16 protein-coding genes are annotated in these 22,060 nt (G+C 52.6%); 10 read left to right on the top strand and 6 right to left on the bottom strand.

Annotated features, from left to right (window positions below):
- The first annotated feature begins 32 nt into the window (after positions 1 to 32).
- Positions 33 to 944: a LysR family transcriptional regulator gene (locus tag HK25_RS07085; RefSeq protein ID WP_086635778.1), complete on the top strand. Its 912-nt coding sequence runs from the start codon at positions 33 to 35 to the stop codon at positions 942 to 944.
- Between the two features lie 3 nt (positions 945 to 947).
- Here the strand turns inward: HK25_RS07085 and HK25_RS07080 are convergent, their stop codons facing one another.
- Entirely contained in the window at positions 948 to 2,021 is a 1,074-nt protein-coding gene (locus HK25_RS07080) for an AraC family transcriptional regulator (protein ID WP_086553599.1), read from the bottom strand.
- Positions 2,022 to 2,207: 186 nt separating this feature from the next.
- On the opposite strand from HK25_RS07080, the gene HK25_RS07075 reads away from it, so the two are divergent.
- From HK25_RS07075 to HK25_RS07060, 4 genes are all read left to right on the top strand, one after another.
- Positions 2,208 to 3,590, top strand: coding sequence for an ethanolamine ammonia-lyase subunit EutB (locus HK25_RS07075; protein WP_086553600.1), 1,383 nt, complete (start codon positions 2,208 to 2,210; stop codon positions 3,588 to 3,590).
- Positions 3,591 to 3,594: 4 nt separating this feature from the next.
- Positions 3,595 to 4,386 carry an ethanolamine ammonia-lyase subunit EutC gene (gene eutC / locus HK25_RS07070; RefSeq protein ID WP_086553601.1) on the top strand — a complete coding sequence of 264 codons (792 nt, stop codon included), beginning with the start codon at positions 3,595 to 3,597 and terminating at the stop codon, positions 4,384 to 4,386.
- Positions 4,383 to 5,738 (top strand): ethanolamine permease, encoded by a 1,356-nt coding sequence (eat, locus tag HK25_RS07065; protein ID WP_086553602.1) that lies wholly within the window; start codon positions 4,383 to 4,385, stop codon positions 5,736 to 5,738. The genes eutC and eat overlap by 4 nt, the downstream gene beginning before the upstream one ends.
- A 300-nt stretch (positions 5,739 to 6,038) precedes the next feature.
- On the top strand, positions 6,039 to 7,436 hold the full coding sequence (locus HK25_RS07060; protein ID WP_086553614.1) for an outer membrane beta-barrel protein: 1,398 nt from the start codon (positions 6,039 to 6,041) through the stop codon (positions 7,434 to 7,436).
- A gap of 65 nt (positions 7,437 to 7,501) precedes the next feature.
- Here HK25_RS07060 and HK25_RS07055 read toward each other — a convergent pair whose 3' ends face one another.
- The 3 genes from HK25_RS07055 to HK25_RS07045 all read right to left on the bottom strand — a co-directional run bounded on the left by HK25_RS07055 (position 7,502) and on the right by HK25_RS07045 (position 10,559).
- A complete protein-coding gene (locus tag HK25_RS07055) occupies positions 7,502 to 7,837 on the bottom strand; it encodes a carboxymuconolactone decarboxylase family protein (RefSeq protein WP_086553603.1) in 336 nt (111 codons plus the stop codon).
- Between the two features lie 117 nt (positions 7,838 to 7,954).
- Positions 7,955 to 9,376, bottom strand: coding sequence for a H(+)/Cl(-) exchange transporter ClcA (clcA, locus tag HK25_RS07050; protein WP_369824737.1), 1,422 nt, complete (start codon positions 9,374 to 9,376; stop codon positions 7,955 to 7,957).
- A 7-nt stretch (positions 9,377 to 9,383) separates the two neighbouring features.
- The gene (locus HK25_RS07045; RefSeq protein WP_086635777.1) at positions 9,384 to 10,559 is read right to left on the bottom strand and encodes a restriction endonuclease; all 1,176 of its coding nucleotides are present in this window, start codon (positions 10,557 to 10,559) and stop codon (positions 9,384 to 9,386) included.
- Between the two features lie 391 nt (positions 10,560 to 10,950).
- Between HK25_RS07045 and hpnC the strand changes: the two genes are divergently transcribed.
- The 5 genes from hpnC to HK25_RS07020 all read left to right on the top strand — a co-directional run bounded on the left by hpnC (position 10,951) and on the right by HK25_RS07020 (position 16,934).
- The gene (hpnC, locus tag HK25_RS07040; RefSeq protein ID WP_086553616.1) at positions 10,951 to 11,892 is read left to right on the top strand and encodes a squalene synthase HpnC; all 942 of its coding nucleotides are present in this window, start codon (positions 10,951 to 10,953) and stop codon (positions 11,890 to 11,892) included.
- A gap of 73 nt (positions 11,893 to 11,965) precedes the next feature.
- Complete coding sequence (gene hpnD, locus HK25_RS07035) at positions 11,966 to 12,847, top strand: presqualene diphosphate synthase HpnD (protein ID WP_086553605.1); 882 nt, start codon at positions 11,966 to 11,968, stop codon at positions 12,845 to 12,847.
- A gap of 25 nt (positions 12,848 to 12,872) precedes the next feature.
- Positions 12,873 to 14,168, top strand: coding sequence for a hydroxysqualene dehydroxylase HpnE (gene hpnE, locus HK25_RS07030; protein WP_086635776.1), 1,296 nt, complete (start codon positions 12,873 to 12,875; stop codon positions 14,166 to 14,168).
- A 70-nt stretch (positions 14,169 to 14,238) separates the two neighbouring features.
- Entirely contained in the window at positions 14,239 to 16,209 is a 1,971-nt protein-coding gene (gene shc, locus HK25_RS07025; RefSeq protein ID WP_086553607.1) for a squalene--hopene cyclase, read from the top strand.
- 5 nt (positions 16,210 to 16,214) lie between these two features.
- Positions 16,215 to 16,934 (top strand): hypothetical protein, encoded by a 720-nt coding sequence (locus HK25_RS07020; RefSeq protein ID WP_086635775.1) that lies wholly within the window; start codon positions 16,215 to 16,217, stop codon positions 16,932 to 16,934.
- Positions 16,935 to 17,119: 185 nt separating this feature from the next.
- On the opposite strand, the gene HK25_RS07015 is transcribed toward HK25_RS07020, so the two are convergent.
- Both HK25_RS07015 and HK25_RS07010 read right to left on the bottom strand, forming a co-directional pair.
- Positions 17,120 to 19,297, bottom strand: a complete 2,178-nt coding sequence (locus HK25_RS07015; protein WP_086635774.1) for a tail fiber protein — start codon at positions 19,295 to 19,297, stop codon at positions 17,120 to 17,122.
- Between the two features lie 203 nt (positions 19,298 to 19,500).
- The gene (locus tag HK25_RS07010) at positions 19,501 to 21,909 is read right to left on the bottom strand and encodes a TonB-dependent siderophore receptor (RefSeq protein ID WP_086635773.1); all 2,409 of its coding nucleotides are present in this window, start codon (positions 21,907 to 21,909) and stop codon (positions 19,501 to 19,503) included.
- Between the last annotated feature and the right edge of the window lie 151 nt (positions 21,910 to 22,060).

Here is a 22,060-nt window from a genome sequence, read left to right as displayed (position 1 = left end):
TTTCAGGTATTAATAACTTCTGGTTATCAGACATGCATCTTGATTCCCGCGATCTGCGCTATTTTGAAGTCATTGCCGGGCTGGGCCATGTGCGCGCAGCTGCCGAGCAGCTTAACCTGAGCCAGCCAGCTGTAAGCAAATGTATTGCCCGGCTTGAGCAGAATATCGGCGCCAGGCTGTTTGAACGCGAAGGGCGCGGCATTCGCCTTACCCCCGTGGGTGAAGCCCTGTTGCAGCAGGCCCGTCGCCTGAATGTGATCAATGCTAACGCCCTGCGTGACATACAGGACTTTGCCTCGGGCGATGCCGGCACCCTGCGCCTTGGCTGTGGCCCTGTGATGTCAGAGTTATTTCTGCCTGCTGTCTGTGCCCTGCTCACCCGACATATGCCCGGTGTCAAAGTGACCATTCTGGTCGGAATGAACTACACACTACGCGAAAAACTGCAGCAGGGTGATATCGACGCTATTCTGGGCCTGGTCACACCAGATGATGCACTTTTCACAGCATACCCGCTGTTAGAGGATACAGTCGTTGTTGCAGCCAGCAGCCGCCACCCGCTTTTTAAAAAACCTGATGTAAGCCCTGAAGATGTCGCACAGGCGCACTGGGTGTTGCCCGTGCGTGAGGTTGCCAGCCGCTTATGGCTTGATGCACAGTTCAGGCACCATAAACTGCCCCCTCCGCAGGCTCAGATAGAGGTCAATGCCACCCCTCTGCTACTGCCGATGATTGCTCATAGTGACATGCTCTGTTTTATCTCGCGTCATATGCTGGCCCGCCAGGTGCAGGAGCCACAACTCAAAGAGCTGCCCATTGCGGCACTCACGATGCCACGCGCGCTGGGCCTTACAGTTGTCAAAGACTGGCGCACCCCCACTGTGCAGCGCTTTACTGACCTGCTGCACTCAACGCGCCTTGATGCCCCGCTTGTGACAGTCTGACCCTTAGCCCCCGTTGCTTTGCCGCCAGGCACGGGGTGAAACACCAAACCACCGCCTGAATGCGCGGCTGAAAGCACTTGTTTCAGCATAACCAAGGCGGGCAGCGATCTCACTCACATCAACATGGGGCAGGCTCAGCAGATGCAGGGCCGCTCTCTGCCGGGTTTCCTCCAGCAGGGCTGAATAAGACAGATCAAACTGGGAGAGCCTGCGCTGCAGGGTCCAGGCAGGCAGAGACATGCTCTGTGCCACCTCATTCAGTTCAAACGCACCATGGGGCAGCAGCCCCTGCAAATGCTGCATCACCTGCTCTTTAAGAGAGAGCTTACTGTCTGCGGGTTGTGCAATTTGCGCCGCAGCCTCTGCCCGCCCCAGTGCCTGCAGGGAGGAACGGACCACATCAAGCAATATCGGGTCTGCTCCCGGCATGGGAGCCGAAAGACCTTTGCTCGAAAAAACCAGCGCATTAGTTGCGCATCCAAAACGAATATCAGCCTGAAAAGCATCCCGGTGTGCTGTGGCCTGCTCAGGCTGCGCATGAGCAAAACGCACAAGCCGGGGCTGCCACTCAGGCCCGAGACCAGCCCGCAAAATATTACAAAACATCCCCAGTGTCAGTTCAGCATCCTGGCGACGATCCTGAATAGCAGGGTCGGTAATCATATATTCAAGGGTAAAGTCATCATCCGTTTCAGCCAGCCCGGTAAAAGTGCGGCTCTGATGATAGCCAAAACAGGCAGCCAGATTACGCACGGCCTCCTCAACCGTGGCAGAGCAAAGAGCGACATACCCCACAAGCCCGAGCTGACGCGGCATAAACTGCTGGCCAAAACGCAGGCCAATATTGCCGTCACGCGTATCAACCGCAGCTTCAGTAAAAAGGCGGCAATAGCCCGCCAGGTCGAGATGTTCGGTCGGCAGGGCAAACTGTGAGGGAGACAGCCCCGCCCGCCCGGCAATGCGCTCAACATCCCCCCCTGATTCGCTCAGAAACAGCTCTGCCCCTGTCGCTGCTGAGGCAAGAACATGAGACTGCAACTCTGTCTGCCGACCTGATCCTCTTGAAGAAGATGACATGATGCTCCCGCCCCTCGCTCTGCGCTCCAGTAATACTATTTTAGATTTTATTGTTACGATATGTCAAAACATTGTACTCCGCTGTCAAGTCATTTTCGATACGAAACAGATATAATTGCTGTATCGAACATATCCGGATTCTGCGCTTTTCCGGCCTCGCAACAATAAAAAGATGAAAGTTAATCAATGGGATATGGCTACACCATTGGTGGCGAACACTACGTTTTTGCAGACCTGAAAACCCTCCTGGCCAAAGCCTCACCCCTGCGCTCGGGTGACCAGCTTGCCGGCCTTGCTGCCTCATCTGACGCGCAGCGCATTGCCGCACGCCATGCCCTGGCCAGCCTGCCGCTCGAAACTTTTCTCAACACGGCCCTCGTCCCTTATGAAGACGACGACGTCACGCGTCTTATCATGGACACGCACGACAAAGCCGCCTTTGCGCCACTGTCTTCTATGACAGTCGGAGACTTCCGCAACTGGCTGCTGTCAGACGCTGCCACGACCGAAGCCCTTGCCCGGGTCGCTCCCGGTATTACGCCAGAAATGGCTGCGGCTGTCAGTAAAATTATGCGCAACCAGGACCTGATGAGTGTTGCCCGTAAGATTACGGTTATCACCCGTTTTCGCAACACGATCGGCCTGCCTGGTCATCTGAGCACACGCCTGCAGCCAAACCACCCGACCGATGACCTCAAAGGCATTGCGGCCTCAACCCTCGACGGCCTGCTTTACGGCTCGGGCGATGCCGTGATTGGCATTAACCCTGCCACAGACAGCGTTGCCAACGGCTTTGCCCTGCTCGACATGCTCGACCATGCACGGCAGCACTACAATATTCCGACCCAGACCTGCGTGCTCACCCATGTCACCAACACCATTGAGATCATGAACAAAGGTGGCGCGGTTGACCTGGTGTTCCAGTCCATCGCCGGCACACAAAAAGCCAACGAAGGCTTTGGTGTTACCCTCAGCGTGTTGCAGGAAGCCTATGACGCAGCCCTGAGCCTGAAGCGCGGTACCACAGGCCAGAATGTCATGTATTTCGAAACCGGCCAGGGTGCTGCCCTCTCGGCCGGAGCACATCACGGCATTGACCAGCAAACGGTTGAAACCCGCGCCTATGCCGTTGCCCGTGCCTATAACCCGCTGCTGGTCAACACTGTGGTGGGCTTTATCGGGCCGGAATATCTTTATGACGGCAAACAGATTGTCCGCGCCGGTCTTGAAGATCATTTCTGTGCCAAGCTGATGGGCGTGCCCATGGGCTGCGATGCCTGCTACACCAACCATGCCGAAGCCGACCAGGACGACATGGATAATCTGATGGTGCTGCTTGCTGCGGCGGGCATCACCTTCCTGATCGGTGTGCCTGGTGCTGATGATATCATGCTCAATTATCAGAGCCTCTCGTTTCATGACCTGCTGGCACTGCGTAACCTGATGAACCTCAAACCTGCCCCTGAATTTGCCGCATGGCTTGAGCAGATGGGCCTGTATGACACCGCAACAGAGCGGATGCTCGATGTGCCTGCCGCCCAGAGCCAGCTGCGCCTGATGGTGGGGTAAGAGCATGTCAGACGAGATTATCCCCCACGCACAACATGCTGACCTGTGGCACAGCCTGCGCCACCTGACCCGTGCACGCATTGGCCTGGCACGCACAGGCACCGCCCTGAAAACACATGATGTGCTTGATTTTCAGGCGGCTCATGCTCAGGCACGTGATGCTGTGCATACCCCGCTTGATGTTGCTGCTCTTCAGGCCACTGTCGCCCCGGAAGAGTGCCTTGTGGTGCACAGCCAGGCACCTGACCGCCCCACCTATCTGCGCCGGCCTGACCTGGGCCGCCGCCTGGATGAAGGCTGTGCAGCACAGCTGACAAAAGGCGACTGGGATGTGGTTTTTGTCGCGGCAGATGGCCTCTCCTCCTTCGCGACACAACAAAATGCCGTGCCCCTTTATAAAGCGATGAAAGACCGCCTGACCGGCTGGCGCATTGCCCCGCTGGTCATTGCCACACAGGGGCGCGTTGCCCTGGGGGACGACATTGCCGTCGCCCTGGGTGCAAAAATGGTCGTGATGATGATTGGCGAGCGCCCTGGCCTGAGCGTTGCCGACAGCCTGGGGGTGTATCTGACTTACAACCCTTATACCGGCTGCCCTGACTCAGCGCGCAACTGCCTCTCCAACATTCACCCCAACGGGCTGAGCATCTCTGGCGCGGCCACCAAGCTCACCTGGTTTTTAAACGAAGCCCGCACACTCAAACTCACCGGTGTCGGCCTGAAAGACGCCGCCCCTGAAGAAGGTGTTCTTTCAGACAGTTCCACCCCTCTTCTGCAAAAGGATCATGATATATGAGCAACGCGCCTGCGCATCTTCATAAGTCACTGAGCGCGTTCCATCTCTGGGGCATTGCCGTCGGCCTCGTTATTTCAGGCGAATATTTTGGCTGGAGCTATGGCTGGGCCACAGCAGGCACCCTCGGCTTTTTGCTGGCTACGGTTTTTGTCGCTGCCATTTATACAAGCTTTATCTTCAGTTTTACCGAGCTGACCTGCGCTATTCCCCATGCCGGAGGCCCTTTCTCCTACAGCTCACGCGCCCTGGGCCGGTGGGGCGGGCTGATTGCCGGCCTTGCCACACTGGTTGAGTTCATTTTTGCTCCTCCCGCCATTGCACTGGCTATTGGTGCGTATCTGAATGTGCAGTTTCCTGGCCTGCCCCCCAAAGTGGCTGCCTGTGGAGCCTATATTGTCTTTATGACACTCAACATCGTGGGTGTGCGTATTGCCGCAACCTTTGAGCTGTTCATTACCATTGCAGCCATTCTTGAGCTGCTGGTGTTTATGGGTGTCGTCTCCCCCGCCTTCTCATGGGACAATTTTATGCATGACGGCTGGGGTGTAAGCGGCTCTCACTTTGGCTGGGGCGCCATTGGCGGCATTTTCGCGGCTATGCCTTTCGCGATCTGGTTCTTCCTCGCTATTGAAGGTGTGGCAATGGCCGCAGAAGAAGCCAGCAACCCGAAACGCTCTATTCCTGTTGCCTATATCGCCGGTGTGCTGACCCTGGTGAGCCTGGCTTTTGGTGTAATGATTTTTGCCGGTGGTGCAGGCGACTGGCATGCTCTTGCCAACCTTAACGACCCGCTGCCCCAGGCGATGAAAACCGTTGTTGGCCCCCATAGTGGCTGGCTGCATATGCTGGTCTGGCTGGGTCTGTTTGGTCTGGTTGCCTCACTGCACGGCATTATTATGGGCTATGCCCGCCAGATTTTCGCCATGGCACGGGCCGGCTTTCTGCCTGCGTTCCTTGGCAAACTGCATCCGCGCTTTCAGACCCCCGCAGCGGCAACTATTGCGGGTGGCGTCATTGGTATGGCCGCCATTTTCTCTGACGACATCATCTCCGTCAATGGCCAGTCGCTCACGGCAACACTGGTCACCATGTCAGTTTTCGGGTCACTTACCATGTATGTGATGAGCATGATCAGCCTGTTTCGTCTGCGCAAAAACGAGCCTGATCTGGAGCGTAGCTACAAAGCACCTTTCTACCCTGTTCTGCCTGCTCTGGCGCTGGGTGGAGCGGCTGTTCTGCTGGGGGCTGTTGTATTCTTCAACCCTCAGGTCTGCATGATTTATGTTGGCCTTATGGTGGTGCTCAGCATCTTCTTCATGCGCGCTTACATGAAAAGCCAGGAGCCTCAGTAATCAGAAAATCATCCTGAAAAATAAAATTAAAACCATTCTTTTTTAAAAGCTTTTTTTCCGGAGTGAGCCATGACCTGTAAAAACCGTGTTGCACTGATGTGTCTTATCCTCGGAACAATGGCGCCTGCACTGGCTCACGCCCGTGCAGCGTCATCCTCCGCGATGGATACAAAGCGTAAGGTACCAGCTAACCCCAACCACCCCGCTTTGTCCCCCATGGGGCCAGGCGCCGCAAAAAAAGCAACGGCCCACAGAAGCCGTAAAGCACCGGCCAACCCTAACCACCCCACTTTGTCACCTATGGCACCCAATGCCGGGCAGCGCGCAACGCCGGCACTGACACCAGCCGGTGCGACGGCCCCTGCTGCCACGCTGAACGCGCCTGTGGTCAAACCTGAAATTAAGCAGGACTATGTGCAAAAGCAGGACCCGGATATTCCGGCCATGCAGGTGGGCAACCTTTTCACCCCCAGAAAAGGGCAGCCTCTGAGCTACTGGGACGGACTGGTCGGGCACCTGACGGTTGAAGCCGGCGTGTCAGGTAACCCCTGGACAAAGTCAGGGCACAACTTTGCACAGTTCTATGTTGACCGTGCCAACACCACGACCCTGAACCAGATTATGGGCTCACTTTCACACCCTGTCAGCCCTGTGGGCGGGGGCTATGGCATTGGTTTTGTGTTCGAGGCAATGTATGGCTCTGACGCGCGCTTTGACCCGACTATTGGTATGGGTGAAAACGCCCTGACAGGCATGTATCAGTGGGCACCAACCCAGGCTCATATTGACGCTCACCTGCCATGGCTGTTCAAACACGGTATTGATGTGCAGGTAGGGCAGATGTACGGCCTTCTGGGAGCTGAGGGCACACCGGCTCTGGCCCGGCCTTTCTACTCCTTCAACTATGCTTCAGACTATATCGTACCGTTTGAAACGGTAGGTATTGTTGCAACCATGCATCTGACAGACCATATGGACTGGATCATGGGTATTGATGCCGGTAACTCCGTCACATTTGGCAGCTCAGGCAATAACAGCCGCCCCAAAGGATATTTTGGCTTTGCCTGGAACAACCTGCTTGACGGCAAACTGAGCATGCATGCGATTGGTCGCTTTGGCCCGCAGGGCAATAACGGCCTGACCCGTTATTCGGCCGATGGCTGGGCCAGTGCCGGCATTGGCAAACCTGCAAACCACCTGATGCAGTATAATGCTGAATTTCTGGCAACCTATCACATCAATAAAAAGGTCTCTGTCACGGAAGATATCATCTACCTCCATGACGATGCCTCTCGCGATGATGTGTATGGCTTTACCTCCTACCTGGCATGGGACATCAACCCCTCTCTGACGTTTAACGCACGTGGCGAGATTTTTCGTGACAACACCGGTGCTGTTATCACCCAGTATACCGGCACGACCTCGTATGTTCACTCTCTGAGCAACCGCCCTTATGCCTATTTTAACGCAGCCCCCACAACCTATGGCGAAATGACCGTTGGGGCAGCCTATCGCCCTGAATTTATTAATAAGCACCTGGGCAAAGGCAGCTTTACCCTGCGCCCCGAGGTGCGACTTGATAAATCACTTAACGGCACACGCCCCTTCAACCGGGGTGGCACGGTGCAGGACCCCGTTGTTAATAACGGCACAAACAATATGTTCTGGTTCAACTGTGACGCGACACTCAGCTTCTGAGTGTTCCCGGCAGGAAAAAAGCCCCGTTTACAGCGGGGCTTTTTTTGTGGGCTGAGGGTGGTCTCTCAGCTTTTCTGAAAGGCTTCCAGCGCCTGAGCTGAGTAAACATAGGCTGCCCCGGCATTCAGCGCGATAGCTGTACCCAGTGCGGCAATTACCTCTTCATCAGTTGCGCCGCTCTTTTTTGCCTCAGCGGCATGAATGGCAATGCAGCCTGAGCAGCGTGTTGTCACAGCCACCGCAAGAGCAATCAGCTCATGCGTTTTTTTATCAAGAGCCTTACTGGCTTCAGCTGCGGCCTGAATGCCACCAACGGCCTCAGCAAAGCCACCACCGGAGGCACTAAAGTTTTTCAGCTTTTTTAAAAGAGCAGACAGTTCAGTCTCTGATGCAGTAGTCATTGATTTCTGACCTTCTCATTATGACACGAACCCAAACCCGGGTGAGACGAGCGGAGGATAACCGCGCGCCCCGGTAAGATATGGTGATACTACTTATAGTTGTCATCACCTGACGCTTTAGCGTTCATCTAACGACACGCGGTTGCGCAGTGCCGTATAAATAGGCTCTTCTTTCAGGCCGTCAGCCACAAACATGGCGGCAAAGCTGCCAGCCAGCAACGGTAAGAGCAGGTTAGATGCATTGGTCATTTCCACCACCAGCACAATGCCTGTCAGCGGAGCACGCACAGCACCGGTAAACATTGCCGACATACCCACAACAACAAACGGCATTGTACCATGCACAAGCCCGGGGGCGAGCACGTGTGCAATATCACCACAACCAAGGCCGACAAGAGCACCCAATGCCAGCATCGGGGCAAACAGGCCACCTGGCGTTGCCGCTGCATAAGATAACGCACCAAAAAGCAGACGCACGACAAATAAAAACGGCAGGATCTGCCAGGTCAGCGTGTTGTTAATGGCATTCTGCGTCAGCCAGTCGCCCCCTCCGGCAACATGAGGCGCCAGCCACACAATCAGCCCGCCCAGAGCACCAATCAGGGCCGCACGCACCTCAACACTCATAGCCGCGCGCTCGCTCAGGCGCAGCGTTGCCAGGAGAGTGCGGTTATACACTACCGAAAGCAGGCCTGTCACAAGCCCGGTCAGCAAAAACAGAAACTGCGGCAACACCTGCGGAATAACCGGAAAGTCAGGCACAACAAAATCAGGTGCGCCACCCAGCATCGCCCGCGCCATCAGAATAGCAGCAACCGAAGCCCCCAGGGCTGAACAGGCGGTGCGTGGGTTAAAACGCCCCACCAGCTCCTCAAGCACAAAAATAGCACCCGCAGCCGGTGCATTAAACGCTGTTGCAAGCCCTGCACCCGCACCCGCAGCCAGAAGTGAGCGGCAGTCATCTGCACCAAGGCGCACAAAACGCCCGATAGCATTTGCAGCTGTTGCCCCCATCTGCACACTCGGGCCTTCGCGCCCGAGGGCCAGCCCGCCCCCTATGGCCAGCACGCCCCCCAGAAATTTAACAGGCACCAGCCTGAAAGGAGCCGGCTGCGCCATGCCCGCAAGCACAGCCTCAACATGTGGAATCCCGCTGCCTGAGGCCAGAGGGGCCAGCCGCCGCACCATCCATGCCGAGATGAGTGCCATGACCGCCCCCCCGGCAACCAGCAGCAGCCCGGCAGGAAAACCATGCAATGCGTGCAGTGACCACGCATTTCTCACGCTGTCAGCCTGTTCAAGGCACCACCTGAACCCGCCACACAGGGCACCGGCCACCACCCCGACCACCAGCGATAAAAGAGACAAAACTGTCAGACTACAGGGAGGTTCAGGCAGCGAAACCGTTTGAGCCTCTGAGGCACCGTGATGATCTGACATAACTCTCAGCATTCTGATGAAAGGAGAGATCAGCATGGCAGGATTAACAGCCCGATGACAACCCGCAAGGCAGAGAAAGCCCCCTCCGGGCTGTGTCACATCATGTTTATTGCCTCAGCCGGGTTACTTTCGCCCGTTCAAGGCGACGCACATACTGCAACAGCTCATCGTGATGCAGCAGCGAGACTTTATTAGTTCTGGCCAGCTGCTGCGCTGCCGTTGTGTAAGAGGCATTAGACACCACAGCCCCAAAGCGCGCGCCATAATGCTGCCTTGCGGCAACAACCTGCTGCACGGCATCATTCCCGACAGGACGGGAATATAATTTGCACTGCACAACCAGCCGCAGCCTGCCACGGGTTGCGACAATATCAGCCCCCTGGTCACCACTTTCAGAGGTAACAATAGCCTCCCACCCTGCCTGGCGCAGTATCAGCCCGCAATAACGCTCATAATCAAACGGGTCCATATCGGGGCTGTAAACGTCAGGGCTGGTGGGCTTTTTAACCTCTGCGACAACAGGCGTGCTTTCATCAAAAGCAACCTTATCAATATATTGCGACAGACCATCACTAACGCGCTCAAAATAAGCCTCATAGCCGCGCTCTCTGAGACAGTTGAGCATCTCGCGCTGCATGAATTCTTTTTTCTCACGCTCCCATTTATCATAAATGGTGGTGCCATAAATGTTCTGATACACAAGCTGCTTACGGCGAATCTGCAGGCGTTCGGCCAGAGAGCTGATAAGCTTTTTGCCTGCTGCCATAGCCCGGTGGCACTTACGCCAGCGCCTGTATTTCAAAAACAGGCGCAGCAGCACATAAGCACCAAGCAGCTCAGAGACAATAATCAGTATCTTCCCGCCATCCTGATATACGCCGGTGGAAGGCAGTACATGACCAAGCTGCGACATGAGCCAGACCAGCACCGCCCCGACGGCAGACAGGACCTCAGCCGCATAAGCGGAGAATGTACCGCTATGCTGAGTGACATGCCCCTCACTCACCAGTGCAACACCATGTCCTTCAGGACAGATGACAGAGGCTCTCTCCCTTTCTCTGACAGGGTGGATGCTCTGCCCCTGAAAAGAACAAATGTTCTGCCCGGTGTCATTTATGTTTGTCAGTGAGTGCGCACAGACAGAAGTGGCCAGTAAAGCAGACAGCCCCGCACATGCCAGAAATCCACGCAAAGTCTGCTTCAGACCAGCGCTCAGGCCAGCACGCCTTAAGCCATGCGCACGGGGTACATTATAAGAACAGTTCTGTTTACGTTCAGACATGCCGGACTTTTACGTTCTCTTTTTATTCTGGTCCAGACACACTGTGCTTTCAGCTGGTACATGACAATTCAAAACCAGCATCCGTCACAATCAATGAAAAATTCAGACCCGAAATAAAATAGGACACTACAAAACATAAAAATTCACATCAATTACTCTGTAAAAATAATATAACTATAAATATAAGCATTGTTTTTAAATAATTTATCACCATTATTATAAAAACTATATCACGATAAAAAATTTATTATGTGATAATAATCTCTCTGCTCCCTTCACTGAAAGCATGATCCTGCAAAAAGAACCTGCCCTCTGCCTGGAATCGGCCAGGCGAACATCTCGCAGACAAGGAGTAGGCAGAGCTGACGAGACAGTATACACTACGCCGGCTATGAACAAAAAACGCAGACCGACACATCCTGTTACGGCAGAGCAGGCCTCATCCTCCCTCCCTCCGGCTGACGTCTGGGGAGCCAGAGATGTTTCATCAGGAAAAGGTTCAGGAGATGAAAATTTTCCTGTCGGCTCGCTGCTGCTCGATAAAAAGCTGCGCCCGCACGTACATGCCTATTATAATTATGCCCGTGCTATTGACGATATTGCCGACTGCGAAACACTGGACGCAGAAGAGAAAATCACACGTCTGAACGCAATGGAAGATGTGCTTCTGGGCAAACGTGAAGCGATATCACGCGACGATGCGCAGAGTGCTGCGGCTTTGCGCACATCGCTGATGCAAACAAAGGTACCGTTCGAAACAGCCACTGACCTGACCATTGCCTTTCGTGACGATGCACGCAATGTCCCCTGCAAAACATGGAGCGACCTGGTCAGTTACTGTCGCTACTCAGCCAATCCTGTCGGGCGTTTCCTCATAGCGCTGCACCGCGAAAGCCCTGCAGCATATGCTGCATCTGACGCTTTGTGCACCTCGCTCCAGATTCTCAACCACCTTCAGGACTGCCAGAAAGATCTGCGTCTGCTTGGGCGCTGCTATATGCCGGAAGACCTGATGGCCCGGGCCGGCGCCACACAGGATGACCTGCTGGCTGGCCGTGCCACACCACGGTTGCGCAGAGTGTTTAATACACTGCTGGATAATACAGATGAACTGAATGCTCAGGCAGCCACCCTGCCCGCCTATATTTCAGACCGGCGCTTTCGTATGGAATGTGCCGCTATCGTGGCTCTGGCACAGCGCCTGACACTGCGCCTGCGCCGTGAAGATCCGCTGGCTGGCCGGGTCAGTCTGAAAAAATCAGACGTGCTCCATGCACTGGGTGCGGCCCTGAAAGTCTGGCCCGGAGCTTCTCCTGCACGGAAAGTTCTGTAAAAGACAGCTCAGACAAAGTGAACTCCTTTCAAGATACATCGCAACAACAGGTAGAAGACGCGTGACATCCCATATGATCCAGACGCATGAGACCCCAACACCACTCGGGTGCGACCCGGCTGATCTGGCATGGGTAGAGGCAACCGTGAAACAGGCAGGCACGTCGTTTGCTGCCGGCATGCGTGTTCTGCCCCCCATGCGCCGTTATGGAATGTATGCTCTGTATGCCTTCTGCCGTGTCGTTGATGATATTGCCGACGGCAGTGCCCCCCTGGAGCAACGCCGCGCAGAGCTTGAGGCATGGCACGGCCGTATTGCGGCTATGTATTCTGACAACAAAGCAGAAACCCCGCTCGATCGTGTTCTGCTGGCCACCATTCACTTTTTTGCCCTGCACCAGAAAGATTTTGATGCTGTTATTGACGGCATGATTATGGATGCAGAAAACAGTATTGTTGCCCCTGATGAAAAAACTTTCGACCTTTACTGTGACCGTGTGGCTTCTGCTGTAGGGCGTATGTCTGTCCATATCTTTGGTGACAGCTCAGACAATGCCATTAAGGTTGCCTATCATCTGGGACGCGCCCTGCAGATCACCAACATTCTGCGTGACATTGCAGAAGATGCCGCCCGTGGCCGCCTTTATCTGCCATCAGAGCTGCTGACACGTTTTGACGTGCCGGCTGACCCCGTTAAAGCTATGTACAGCCCTGGCCTTGAAAGTGTTGCCCGTATTCTGGCTGAACGGGCAAAAGATCATTTCAGAGCGGCATTTACACTGATGAAGCGCGCACCGCGCAAAGCCATGCTGCCTGCCCGTATTATGGGTGCAAGCTATGAAGCCACCTTAAATGCTCTGTGCAAAAGGGGCTGGTCATCAGGGGTTCTGCTTAAGCGCCCTGACCCGGCGATTGCAGTGCGCCTGGGGCACCTGGCCACATCGTTCTTCGTCTGATTATCATAAACAGGAAACCGGGATTATGGCACGAACCCTGCATATTATAGGGGGCGGCATGGCCGGCCTGGCAGCCGCAACCGAAGCAGCAGGTTGCGGCATGCATGTTATTGTGCACGAGGCCGGGCGGGCCTGTGGCGGGCGGGCACGCTCATACCACGACCGCCAGCTTGACTGCCGCATTGACAATGGCAACCATCTGCTGCTTTCGGCCAACACAACGGTTTTTCGTTACCTGGCACTGACCGGCGCAACAGACACACTGACCGGGCCGGGTGCGCCGGTTTTCCCGTTTGCTGACCTGACCGAAGACAACCGCTGGACCCTTACCCTCTCATCAGGCAAAGTGCCATGGTGGATGTTCATGCCACACCGGCGCGTGCCCGGCATGCGCCTGGCTGAACTGAGCAGCCTTAAAAAACTGCTCAGCGCCGGTGAAGATCAGACCGTGTCAGAATGTCTGGTCCCTGGTGCGCTGACACACCGCCTGCTTGAACCCTTTGCTATTTCAGCGCTCAACACCCCGTGCGAAACGGCAAGTGCCGCCCTGCTGGGGGCTGTGGTGCGCGACTCTCTGGCACAGGGTGGCAAAGCCTGTATTCCCTGGTATCCTAAAACCGGACTGTCAGAAACATTTGTTGACCCCGCTCTGGCCCATTTACGCATTATGCGTGCCGAAGTGCGCACACAAAGCCGCATCACAGGCCTCGACATAGCCCGTGGCCGGGTTACAGCACTGCACACCGGCGGGGGTGACCCCATAACCCTGACGGAAGAAGACAGGGTGATTCTGGCTGTGCCGCCTCAGGTTGCCTCCTCCTTACTGGCTGGCCGGGTCGATGGCTTTACTGCCCCTGATGAGGCTGAGAGCATTCTCAACCTGCATTTCGTACTGCAGGAAGCCCCCATTCCCACAGGCAGCTTTGCCCGCTGTGGCTTTATGGGACTGGTTGGCAGTGTGGCCGAATGGGTTTTTCTGCGTGACAATATTCTCTCTGTCACAGTCAGTGCTGCCAGCCGCTTCGCTGAGCGTGACCAGGAAGAACTTATTCGCACTATCTGGCATGACCTGCGCCGCGCCTGTGACCCTGTATTACAGTCTCCGCTGCCGGCAAACCCGCTGCGACAACGCCCTGTGTGGGAAAAACGCGCCACCTTTGCCGCCACACCGGCACAAAACCGCCTGCGTCCGGGGCCTGCGACGTCTCTGATTAATCTTGCCCTTGCCGGAGACTGGACTGCAACCGGCCTGCCCTCAACACTGGAGGGCGCAATGCGTTCTGGTGTAAAAGCGGTTCATACGCTAGGGCTTTACGCCTGACATCTTAACTATCAGGCACACCACCGTGCCTGCTCTCTGACACATCGGTATTGAATAAGGAATTTCTGACATGGCCGCTGATGGCAGTGCTCTTTCCGGCTCGCTCCTGACTTCTGAAGCGCTCGAGCAGGCTGTAAAAAATGCTCAGGCTGCCCTGAGCAACCGCCAGAATGCAGACGGGCACTGGGTATATGAGCTTGAGGCAGATGCAACTATTCCGGCCGAATATGTGCTGCTGGAGCATTTTCTCGATAAGATTGATGACCCGCTGCAGCAGAAAATCGGCAATTATCTCCGCCGTATTCAGAGCGATGAGCATGATGGCTGGCCACTGTATCATGACGGTCAGTTTGACCTCTCGGCTTCTGTTAAAGCCTATTTTGCCCTCAAGGCTATTGGGGATGACATTAACGCCCCGCATATGGCACGGGCCCGCAAAGCTATTCTGAGCCATGGTGGTGCCGCACGCGCTAACGTCTTTACCCGCTTTCAGCTTGCGCTGTTTGGCGAAGTGCCCTGGCGTGCGCTGCCCGTAATGCCGGTTGAGCTGATGCTGCTGCCCCGCAAGGCCTTTTTCTCGGTCTGGAATATGTCTTACTGGTCACGCGTGGTTATTGCCCCGCTGACCGTTCTTGCTGCTTTAAAACCCGTTGCTGTTAACCCACGCCAGATCAGAGTGCGTGAGCTGTTTGTTGCACCACCTGAAACAGTTACCGACTGGATCCGCGGTCCTTACCGTTCAGCCTGGGGGCATGTGTTTAAAGGCATTGATTCTGCCTTACGTGTTGTGACGCCGTTTATCCCCGCAAAAACACACAAAAAGGCCATTAAAGCCGCCGTTGATTTTATTGAGCCGCGCCTGAATGGTGAGGATGGCCTGGGAGCCATTTACCCGGCAATGGCGAACGTCGTCATGATGTATCGCGCTATGGGTGTGCCTGATAACGACCCCCGCGCCATGACAGCGCTTAAATCTGTGCAGAATCTTCTGGTTATTAAAGAGCACGAAGCCTATTGCCAGCCCTGCGTCTCTCCGATCTGGGACACGGGTCTTTCTGGCCACGCCATGATTGAGGCTGCCTCAGGCCCGCAGGGCATTGCTCCCGAAAAAACGCGGGAGGAACTGAGCAAAGCCGCAAGCTGGCTGCGTGACAAACAGATTCTCAGCGTCAAAGGTGACTGGGCTATTAACAAGCCTGACCTGGCACCGGGCGGCTGGGCCTTTCAGTATGGCAACGACTACTACCCCGACGTGGATGACACCGCCGTAGTTGGCATGCTGCTGCACCGCGAGGGAGACCCGAAAAGCACTGAGGCCATAGAAAGAGCACGCCAGTGGATTATTGGCATGCAGAGCACCAATGGCGGCTGGGGTGCGTTTGACATTGATAATAACAAAGAAATGCTCAACCATATCCCCTTCTCTGACCATGGGGCTCTGCTCGACCCGCCAACAGCTGATGTGACTGCGCGCTGCATTTCATTCCTGGCACAGCTTGGCCACACGGAAGACCGCCAGGTTATTGAACGTGGTCTCGACTATCTGCGCAAAGACCAGGAAAAAGACGGCTCGTGGTTTGGCCGCTGGGGCACCAACTATATTTATGGCACGTGGTCTGTATTGTGCGCATTTAATGCCGCGGGCATTTCGCATGATGACCCTGCTGTTATTAAAGCTGTCGAATGGCTGCGCTCTGTGCAGCGTGAAGATGGCGGATGGGGTGAAGATTGTGCCAGCTATGAGGGTGCTGCCCGCGGTGTTTATAAAAAGAGCCTGCCGTCTCAGACCGCATGGGGCGCCCTGGGCCTGATGGCTGCCGGCCGCAGAGACGACCCCGCCGTTGCTAAAGCCATGTCATGGCTGGCCAGCCAGCAGGACGAAAACGGCGAATGGCAGGAAGACCCTTATAATGCTGTTGGTTTCCCCAAAGTGTTCTATCTGCGCTACCATGGGTACAAACAGTTTTTCCCTCTTTTTGCACTCTCTCGTTATCGCAATCTTGAGAAAAGCAACTCCCGCCGCGTTGATTTTGGGTTTTAATAACTATGGCAGAGCGTAACACATCAGAGCATCTCGCCCCGACCAGACCGGGTATTCTGACCGGCCTTAAGGCTGAGGTAAAATTTCTGCGCCCTGCCTTTCCGCATGCTGCAATTGCAGCCAGTGGTGCAACCAGTGCCGGAGCACAGCGTGAAACAGCACGCCTGATTGCGACCGGCCCTGACTGCCTGCTTTCATTTGGTCTTGCCGCCGGGTTAGACCCTGCTTTGCCCCCCGGCACAGTGATTGTACCTCAGACTGTACACGCCTGGGGTGAAACCTTTGAGTGTGACCCTGACCTGCGCCATATTCTGGGGGCAACACGCCCTGACTGCTATGGCGGCACATTATTGCATAGTGATGATGTTGTACTTGAGGCTACTGAAAAAGCCCGTCTTTTTGCCGAAACGCAGTGCGCCTCGCTGGATATGGAAAGTGGCTTTATGGCCCGGCAGGCCAGAGAAGCAGATATTCCCTTTGCTGTGCTGCGTGTTGTCTGTGACCCCGCCACACGCTCTCTGCCCGCAGCAGCGGGCTGTGTGCTCTCCCCCAAAGGGGGATTAAAAATCGGTGCCCTGCTTGCTTCTCTGGCACGTAACCCCTCGCAGATTGCCGGACTGATTGCCTTAGGGGGCGATGCCGCGCGCGCGCGCAAAGCTATGCAGCAATTTCTCGACCGACAGCGCACAGTGCAGGCTTTTATGCGCCTTGCATCTGGCAATTAAATAAAAATTTCTGATAATTTAATATTTAAGAAATATTACATCCTTCTTTTTTCATCGCGGCATATGTTTTAACCCAAGCTATTTTACCGGCTGTGGCAGAAGACATGATCCACACCGCTATGGAAAGCCTCATGCTTTGCAGAAACGCCTCATCCCTGAATATCTGAAAAGGCACTCAGAACTTGTCACAACCCGGTTAATCTGAGGGCATCCTGAGGCATCATATTAAAGTTTAAAGGATGAAAAGCATATTCCCCGGTATAAACTTCATTAACAAGATATGGCCCAGCATTGATAATCTGAACAGATAATAAACAAGCATAACCAGAAGAGCGCACACCTAAAGGCAAAAGAGCATCACCTGAAGTCCAGCGGCTATTATTTTTTACCTGAGAATGCCAGCCTGGCATTTCAATACCGGTAAGATGGCTGCTCACAGAACAAGATTTTTTATTTTCAAAAAGTGTAATTTCTCCGATTTCCACACCGAAATAGCGACGATCATCAATAAATGGACCGATAACATCACTCGGACGAGCCGCACGAGAGATAAGACGAATATTCTCAACACCAGCAGGAAGCAAAAATATGGTGCAGCCATTATGCTCACGCACCGGCATAATCATTGCACCACTACCCAGTTTCAGACAGAGATCAGGATGCTCTGTGTGTTCAGATTCAGGCTTGCGTAGCGAGTGGCCTGCTGAAATAGCACGCGCCTCCGTCTGACGAAACAAAGGCTCTGCAAATGCTGCTGAAACATCAAGAGGAGCTGCGGCATGATCCCAGCTCAGGCACTGGCGACCAGCAATAGAAACTACTTTACCTGTTTGCCGGAAGATATGCCTGTTACCGGTATCAAGATAACTTTCGGTCAGCACACCATCAGCTGTGATAACAGCATGTTTTTCGGTTTCAATATGATAATAATCATAAGAGTTGATTGATTTATCATAAAAAATCGATCTGTTATTGACAAGCATACGTACAGGCAGAAAATGCCCCTTAAAAAACAGACAATGTTCAGCTGTAATCAGCATATCTTTAAAGGGTACACCTTTAGCGAATGCGTCTTTTACTATTCTTACAGGCCAGCCTGCTCTGTCATCTGGTAAATCAGAGCGAACATAGCACCTGGCAGTACCAACCCATGACACAGCCTGAAGAACCTCTGCCTTGTTACGCCAGTCAAATGTAACAATCTGATCACCAATAGTCAGGTCTTCAACAGCTTTACAACCAGAGGGGGTGTTTATCATAGAACCAGCGAGAAAACACACAACCTCCAGCAAGATCTGATTCAGACCATACACAGTTCCGACCGTTGATGTTGATGAACTGCCGGCTACCGTGCTGTCAGACAGATCTGGCAAAGCAAAAGTGCTAACACCGTCACCGCCATAAGTGGTGCCTAAAAGAGAAAATAAAGCCTGATTCTGTCCTATTGATAACAGGACCCCATTAGCCAGTTGCCATCCTGATGGAATTTTAGAAACCGGCCCGGCAAACGCCCTGACTTCACCAAGGTAGGAATCATCACTTAATGTTCCCGGATACGCGCCGGATGTACAAATAATATAATTTAATGCCAGGCCTGCACTTCTGTTATCAATTGTATCTGCATTACTATTTGCATCAGATTTAATGTTACTATCTGACACTGTAATAGTATCATTTCCAATTTCAGAGCCCAGAGGTGTCGTGGATGATGCACCAACAATGTTGCGGCCACTCAGGTCTGGCAAAGCAAAAGTATGAACACCGTCACCGCCGTACGTATTCCCGATGACTGCGAACAACGCCTTATTGTTAGCAACAGAAAGAAGTTGTCCGTTTGCCAGAGCAAAACCACCCGGAATTTGATTACCCGCAAAAGCATCAACCTCCCCAATAAATCCCTGAGACCCGTCTGTCGGTGCAGATATCCGGATTAAATAATTAATCGAAAGAGATGGCTGTATATTATTAACTTCAGCGGATGATCCACCCAGATCTGCCGGGTACTGAGACTGAGTAAGTGTTTCAGTTTCTGCGCCTTCAGTCGTCCCTAGGAACGTTGAACTGGTCTTTCCCACAAGAACGCGACCTGATGTATCTGGCACATCAAATGTTGAATTGCCGTCACCACCATAAGTTATGCCCAGAACTACAAAAAGAGACTGATTATCGACAATGTTAACGGCCGCTCCGTCAGTTTGCTCCCCTGAACTGTTGGTCGCATAATTAAAGGCCGAGAAACGCAGCATGCCTAATGGAAAAATACTGGAAGAAGACTGCGCATCGCTCGGGTAAGTCCCCTGTGTTACGATCTGCTCACTCAAAACTGTTGTTTTTTGATTATTATTAAATACAATAGAGGACATTTCTATAACTACTCACAATATATACAAAAAAGCACTCCGCCACTCTCCAGGCACGTCTCTGATATCTGGATACACGATGCTATCATATCAGGTAAGTTATAATTGTTACTAAAAGATAACAGTTTGTTCAGTCAGGCATATGGCCCATAATCATCTGAATAACCGGGCTCTTCAGATCACATGCCTGACTGTAAAAAAAATCATTAATAACTGGCAGAAAGATTAAACAAAAAAGAGCGACCAATAGCCGGCGTGACACGGTTTTGAAACAGGCTGCTATAATTAAGACGATTAGCAAGATTGTAACCGTTCATTGCAATACGCCAGTGCTCTCCAAATTTGTGCGCAATCATAGCATCAAAATCTAAAGTCGCTGGTACACGCGCGGTGTTTGCTGCATCCAGCCATACAGCCTGACGCCATGTTACGCCGCCACCAATGCTAAGATTATATGGCGTTCTGGGAGCAATGTTATAGCTCGTCCATAAAGTAGCTGAATTTTTGGGGACAAACTGTATACGCTTACCAACGTCAGCCGCGGTTTCAGAGCCCGTAACACGACTATCGTACAATGCGTAGGTGCCTATAATACTCCAGTTTGCCGTGATGTTTCCTGATGCACTCAATTCCAGCCCCTGATTCCGCTGACTGTCAGATGAAGCAGAGACATCTCCGGTTGAAGGGTCTGTTATTGTTGAATTATTTTTCTCAAGGCGAAATAACGCTGCTGTAAACCCCATACGCCCTTTAAAAGCATTATATTTTGCACCTACCTCATAAAGCCGGCTCCGCTCAGGTGAATAACCAGACCCTGTAATAAAGGGAGCATTGCTATTGGTAACATAGAGGCTTGTCGGTGTTGTTGATTCAGACCAGTTAAAATATACCATCAGATTATCATCAGGTGTGTACATCATACTAACGGTGGGATTAACCGTTGTTTGTGTCTGCCTGAAATGTGAATCAGGTGTTGTTTTAACACCGCCTGTAGCCGAATACGAACTATACCACTGATCCAGCCGAAATCCGCCCTTAATGGCAAACCATTTTGCCAGCCAGATCTGATCAGAAAGAAAAACGCCAATGTCAGTTGCACTGCCATCTTTATAACATTTACGCCCTACACCATTGGGGATAGAAGCCAGCCCACCAGGGTTTTCTGCGCAACTTACTCGTTCAAGACCAGGAACATTCATCGATGGATTTATAAGGTTAGTACCCTGGCGCGTTTCATTATAAGGGTAGTTTTTTCTGTGATCTTCAACGTGCTCAATATCAAAACCACCTATCACCTCGTGGCGAATACCTCCGGTATTGAAGCGGGCAATGCCTGAAAAAACATTTTGTATTGACCAGTCACTTTGTCTGTAAGGGTTTGGCCCTCCCAACCCGCCATTTCTGACAATAGCAGCCGAAGTGTCACCACTAAAATATTTGCTAACGCAGGTCGCATTACAGTTTGGCTGTGATGCTGAGTAATAACGATGGTAAATGCCGCCCTTTGTATCATTGTAAAGGGTAAGCCATGGTTTGATTTTTGCTGTAAGTCTGCCGCTCAGCATATCAGTGCTGACATCATCCTGGTCAAATGTTGTTCCATACCAGTTTTTTCTATTTATACCATATTCTGTAATGGGTTTTGCAATTTTGGTTCCTGGCTTCTGCACAACCCATACACCATAATCTGGTATACGATTATCATTTTGATGAAAATAATCGACAGTGTAAGAAATTTTTTTATTCAAACCAAATGTGACTGAGGGTGCGATACCCCAGCGGTGAGAATAAATATAATTTCGGCCAACCATATTATTTTCGTTGCCCATAGCCGAAAGTCTGACAGCAATACTATCACTGATTTGTTTATTAATATCCAAAGTGCCACGATAATAAGAACCTGAACCGCCTGAAAAATTTGCCTGGTAAGAATCTTTTTTATGAGGTGCTTTTGTCACTATATTAATAGCGCCACCTGTTGTGCCATTACCAAATACTTCTGAAGATGGACCTTTTATAACAGACACATGATCATAATAAAAACTATCACGCGTATAAACACCAAAATCGCGCAGGCCATTCTCATAAATATCGTTCTGCGCCTGAAAACCACGGATCAAAAACTGATCTCCCGACATCCCGCCCTCTCCTTCACCTACAGAAGCTGTGATGCCGGGCACGTTACGCAGTGCTTCATCTAATGATTTTACATTTTGCTGCTCCATCAAAACACGTGGAACAACATTCACTGTCTGAGGAGTATGCATGACATCCTGAGGCATACGGCTCAGGCCAATATCCTCACGCAGGATATTCATGCTGCTACCATGAACTGTAATGGCTTCATCAGCATAATGTGCAGGGTGCATTCCCTGCGCCAGAGGTCCATTAATGGGCTGTGCATGAACAAGTTCCTGAGAAGAAGCTGTATCAGGAACAACAGATGATTGTGGAACTGATTTATGCGCTTTGGTGTGACGATGCTTAGATTTTGTTACATGATCTGTCGTCATTGCAGCATCAGAATTGCCTGTATGTAAAGCTGAGCAAAACAAGGCAAACCCCGCCATAAGTGGAGTGGAACGTGCAGAGTGATAGAGATGCCGGTGCGTCATTTCAATGCTTTCGTGACAAACAAAGTAGGGCACAAAAAACACAAATGAGAATGTGTCACAATTGCAAATTATGGTTTTCGGGTCTATACCTAGGCTCAGGACCTGTTAATTTATTGAACTGAGCGAGAGATTGTGATTCACAGGCTTACCG

The sequence above is a fragment of the Acetobacter sp. DsW_059 genome, assembly GCF_002153695.1.
GTDB lineage: Bacteria > Pseudomonadota > Alphaproteobacteria > Acetobacterales > Acetobacteraceae > Acetobacter > Acetobacter thailandicus.
This window is presented reverse-complemented; position numbering and strand designations above follow the sequence as displayed.

What these genes read in the sequence shown, in the direction of transcription:
- HK25_RS07085 (WP_086635778.1), top strand. Translation starts at nt 33, where the DNA reads ATGCATCTTGATTCCCGCGATCTGCGCTATTTTGAAGTCATTGCCGGG.
- HK25_RS07080 (WP_086553599.1), bottom strand. Translation starts at nt 2,021, where the DNA reads ATGTCATCTTCTTCAAGAGGATCAGGTCGGCAGACAGAGTTGCAGTCT.
- HK25_RS07075 (WP_086553600.1), top strand. Translation starts at nt 2,208, where the DNA reads ATGGGATATGGCTACACCATTGGTGGCGAACACTACGTTTTTGCAGAC.
- eutC (WP_086553601.1), top strand. Translation starts at nt 3,595, where the DNA reads ATGTCAGACGAGATTATCCCCCACGCACAACATGCTGACCTGTGGCAC.
- eat (WP_086553602.1), top strand. Translation starts at nt 4,383, where the DNA reads ATGAGCAACGCGCCTGCGCATCTTCATAAGTCACTGAGCGCGTTCCAT.
- HK25_RS07060 (WP_086553614.1), top strand. Translation starts at nt 6,039, where the DNA reads ATGGCACCCAATGCCGGGCAGCGCGCAACGCCGGCACTGACACCAGCC.
- HK25_RS07055 (WP_086553603.1), bottom strand. Translation starts at nt 7,837, where the DNA reads ATGACTACTGCATCAGAGACTGAACTGTCTGCTCTTTTAAAAAAGCTG.
- HK25_RS07045 (WP_086635777.1), bottom strand. Translation starts at nt 10,559, where the DNA reads ATGTCTGAACGTAAACAGAACTGTTCTTATAATGTACCCCGTGCGCAT.
- hpnC (WP_086553616.1), top strand. Translation starts at nt 10,951, where the DNA reads ATGAACAAAAAACGCAGACCGACACATCCTGTTACGGCAGAGCAGGCC.
- hpnD (WP_086553605.1), top strand. Translation starts at nt 11,966, where the DNA reads ATGATCCAGACGCATGAGACCCCAACACCACTCGGGTGCGACCCGGCT.
- hpnE (WP_086635776.1), top strand. Translation starts at nt 12,873, where the DNA reads ATGGCACGAACCCTGCATATTATAGGGGGCGGCATGGCCGGCCTGGCA.
- shc (WP_086553607.1), top strand. Translation starts at nt 14,239, where the DNA reads ATGGCCGCTGATGGCAGTGCTCTTTCCGGCTCGCTCCTGACTTCTGAA.
- HK25_RS07020 (WP_086635775.1), top strand. Translation starts at nt 16,215, where the DNA reads ATGGCAGAGCGTAACACATCAGAGCATCTCGCCCCGACCAGACCGGGT.
- HK25_RS07015 (WP_086635774.1), bottom strand. Translation starts at nt 19,297, where the DNA reads ATGTCCTCTATTGTATTTAATAATAATCAAAAAACAACAGTTTTGAGT.
- HK25_RS07010 (WP_086635773.1), bottom strand. Translation starts at nt 21,909, where the DNA reads ATGACGCACCGGCATCTCTATCACTCTGCACGTTCCACTCCACTTATG.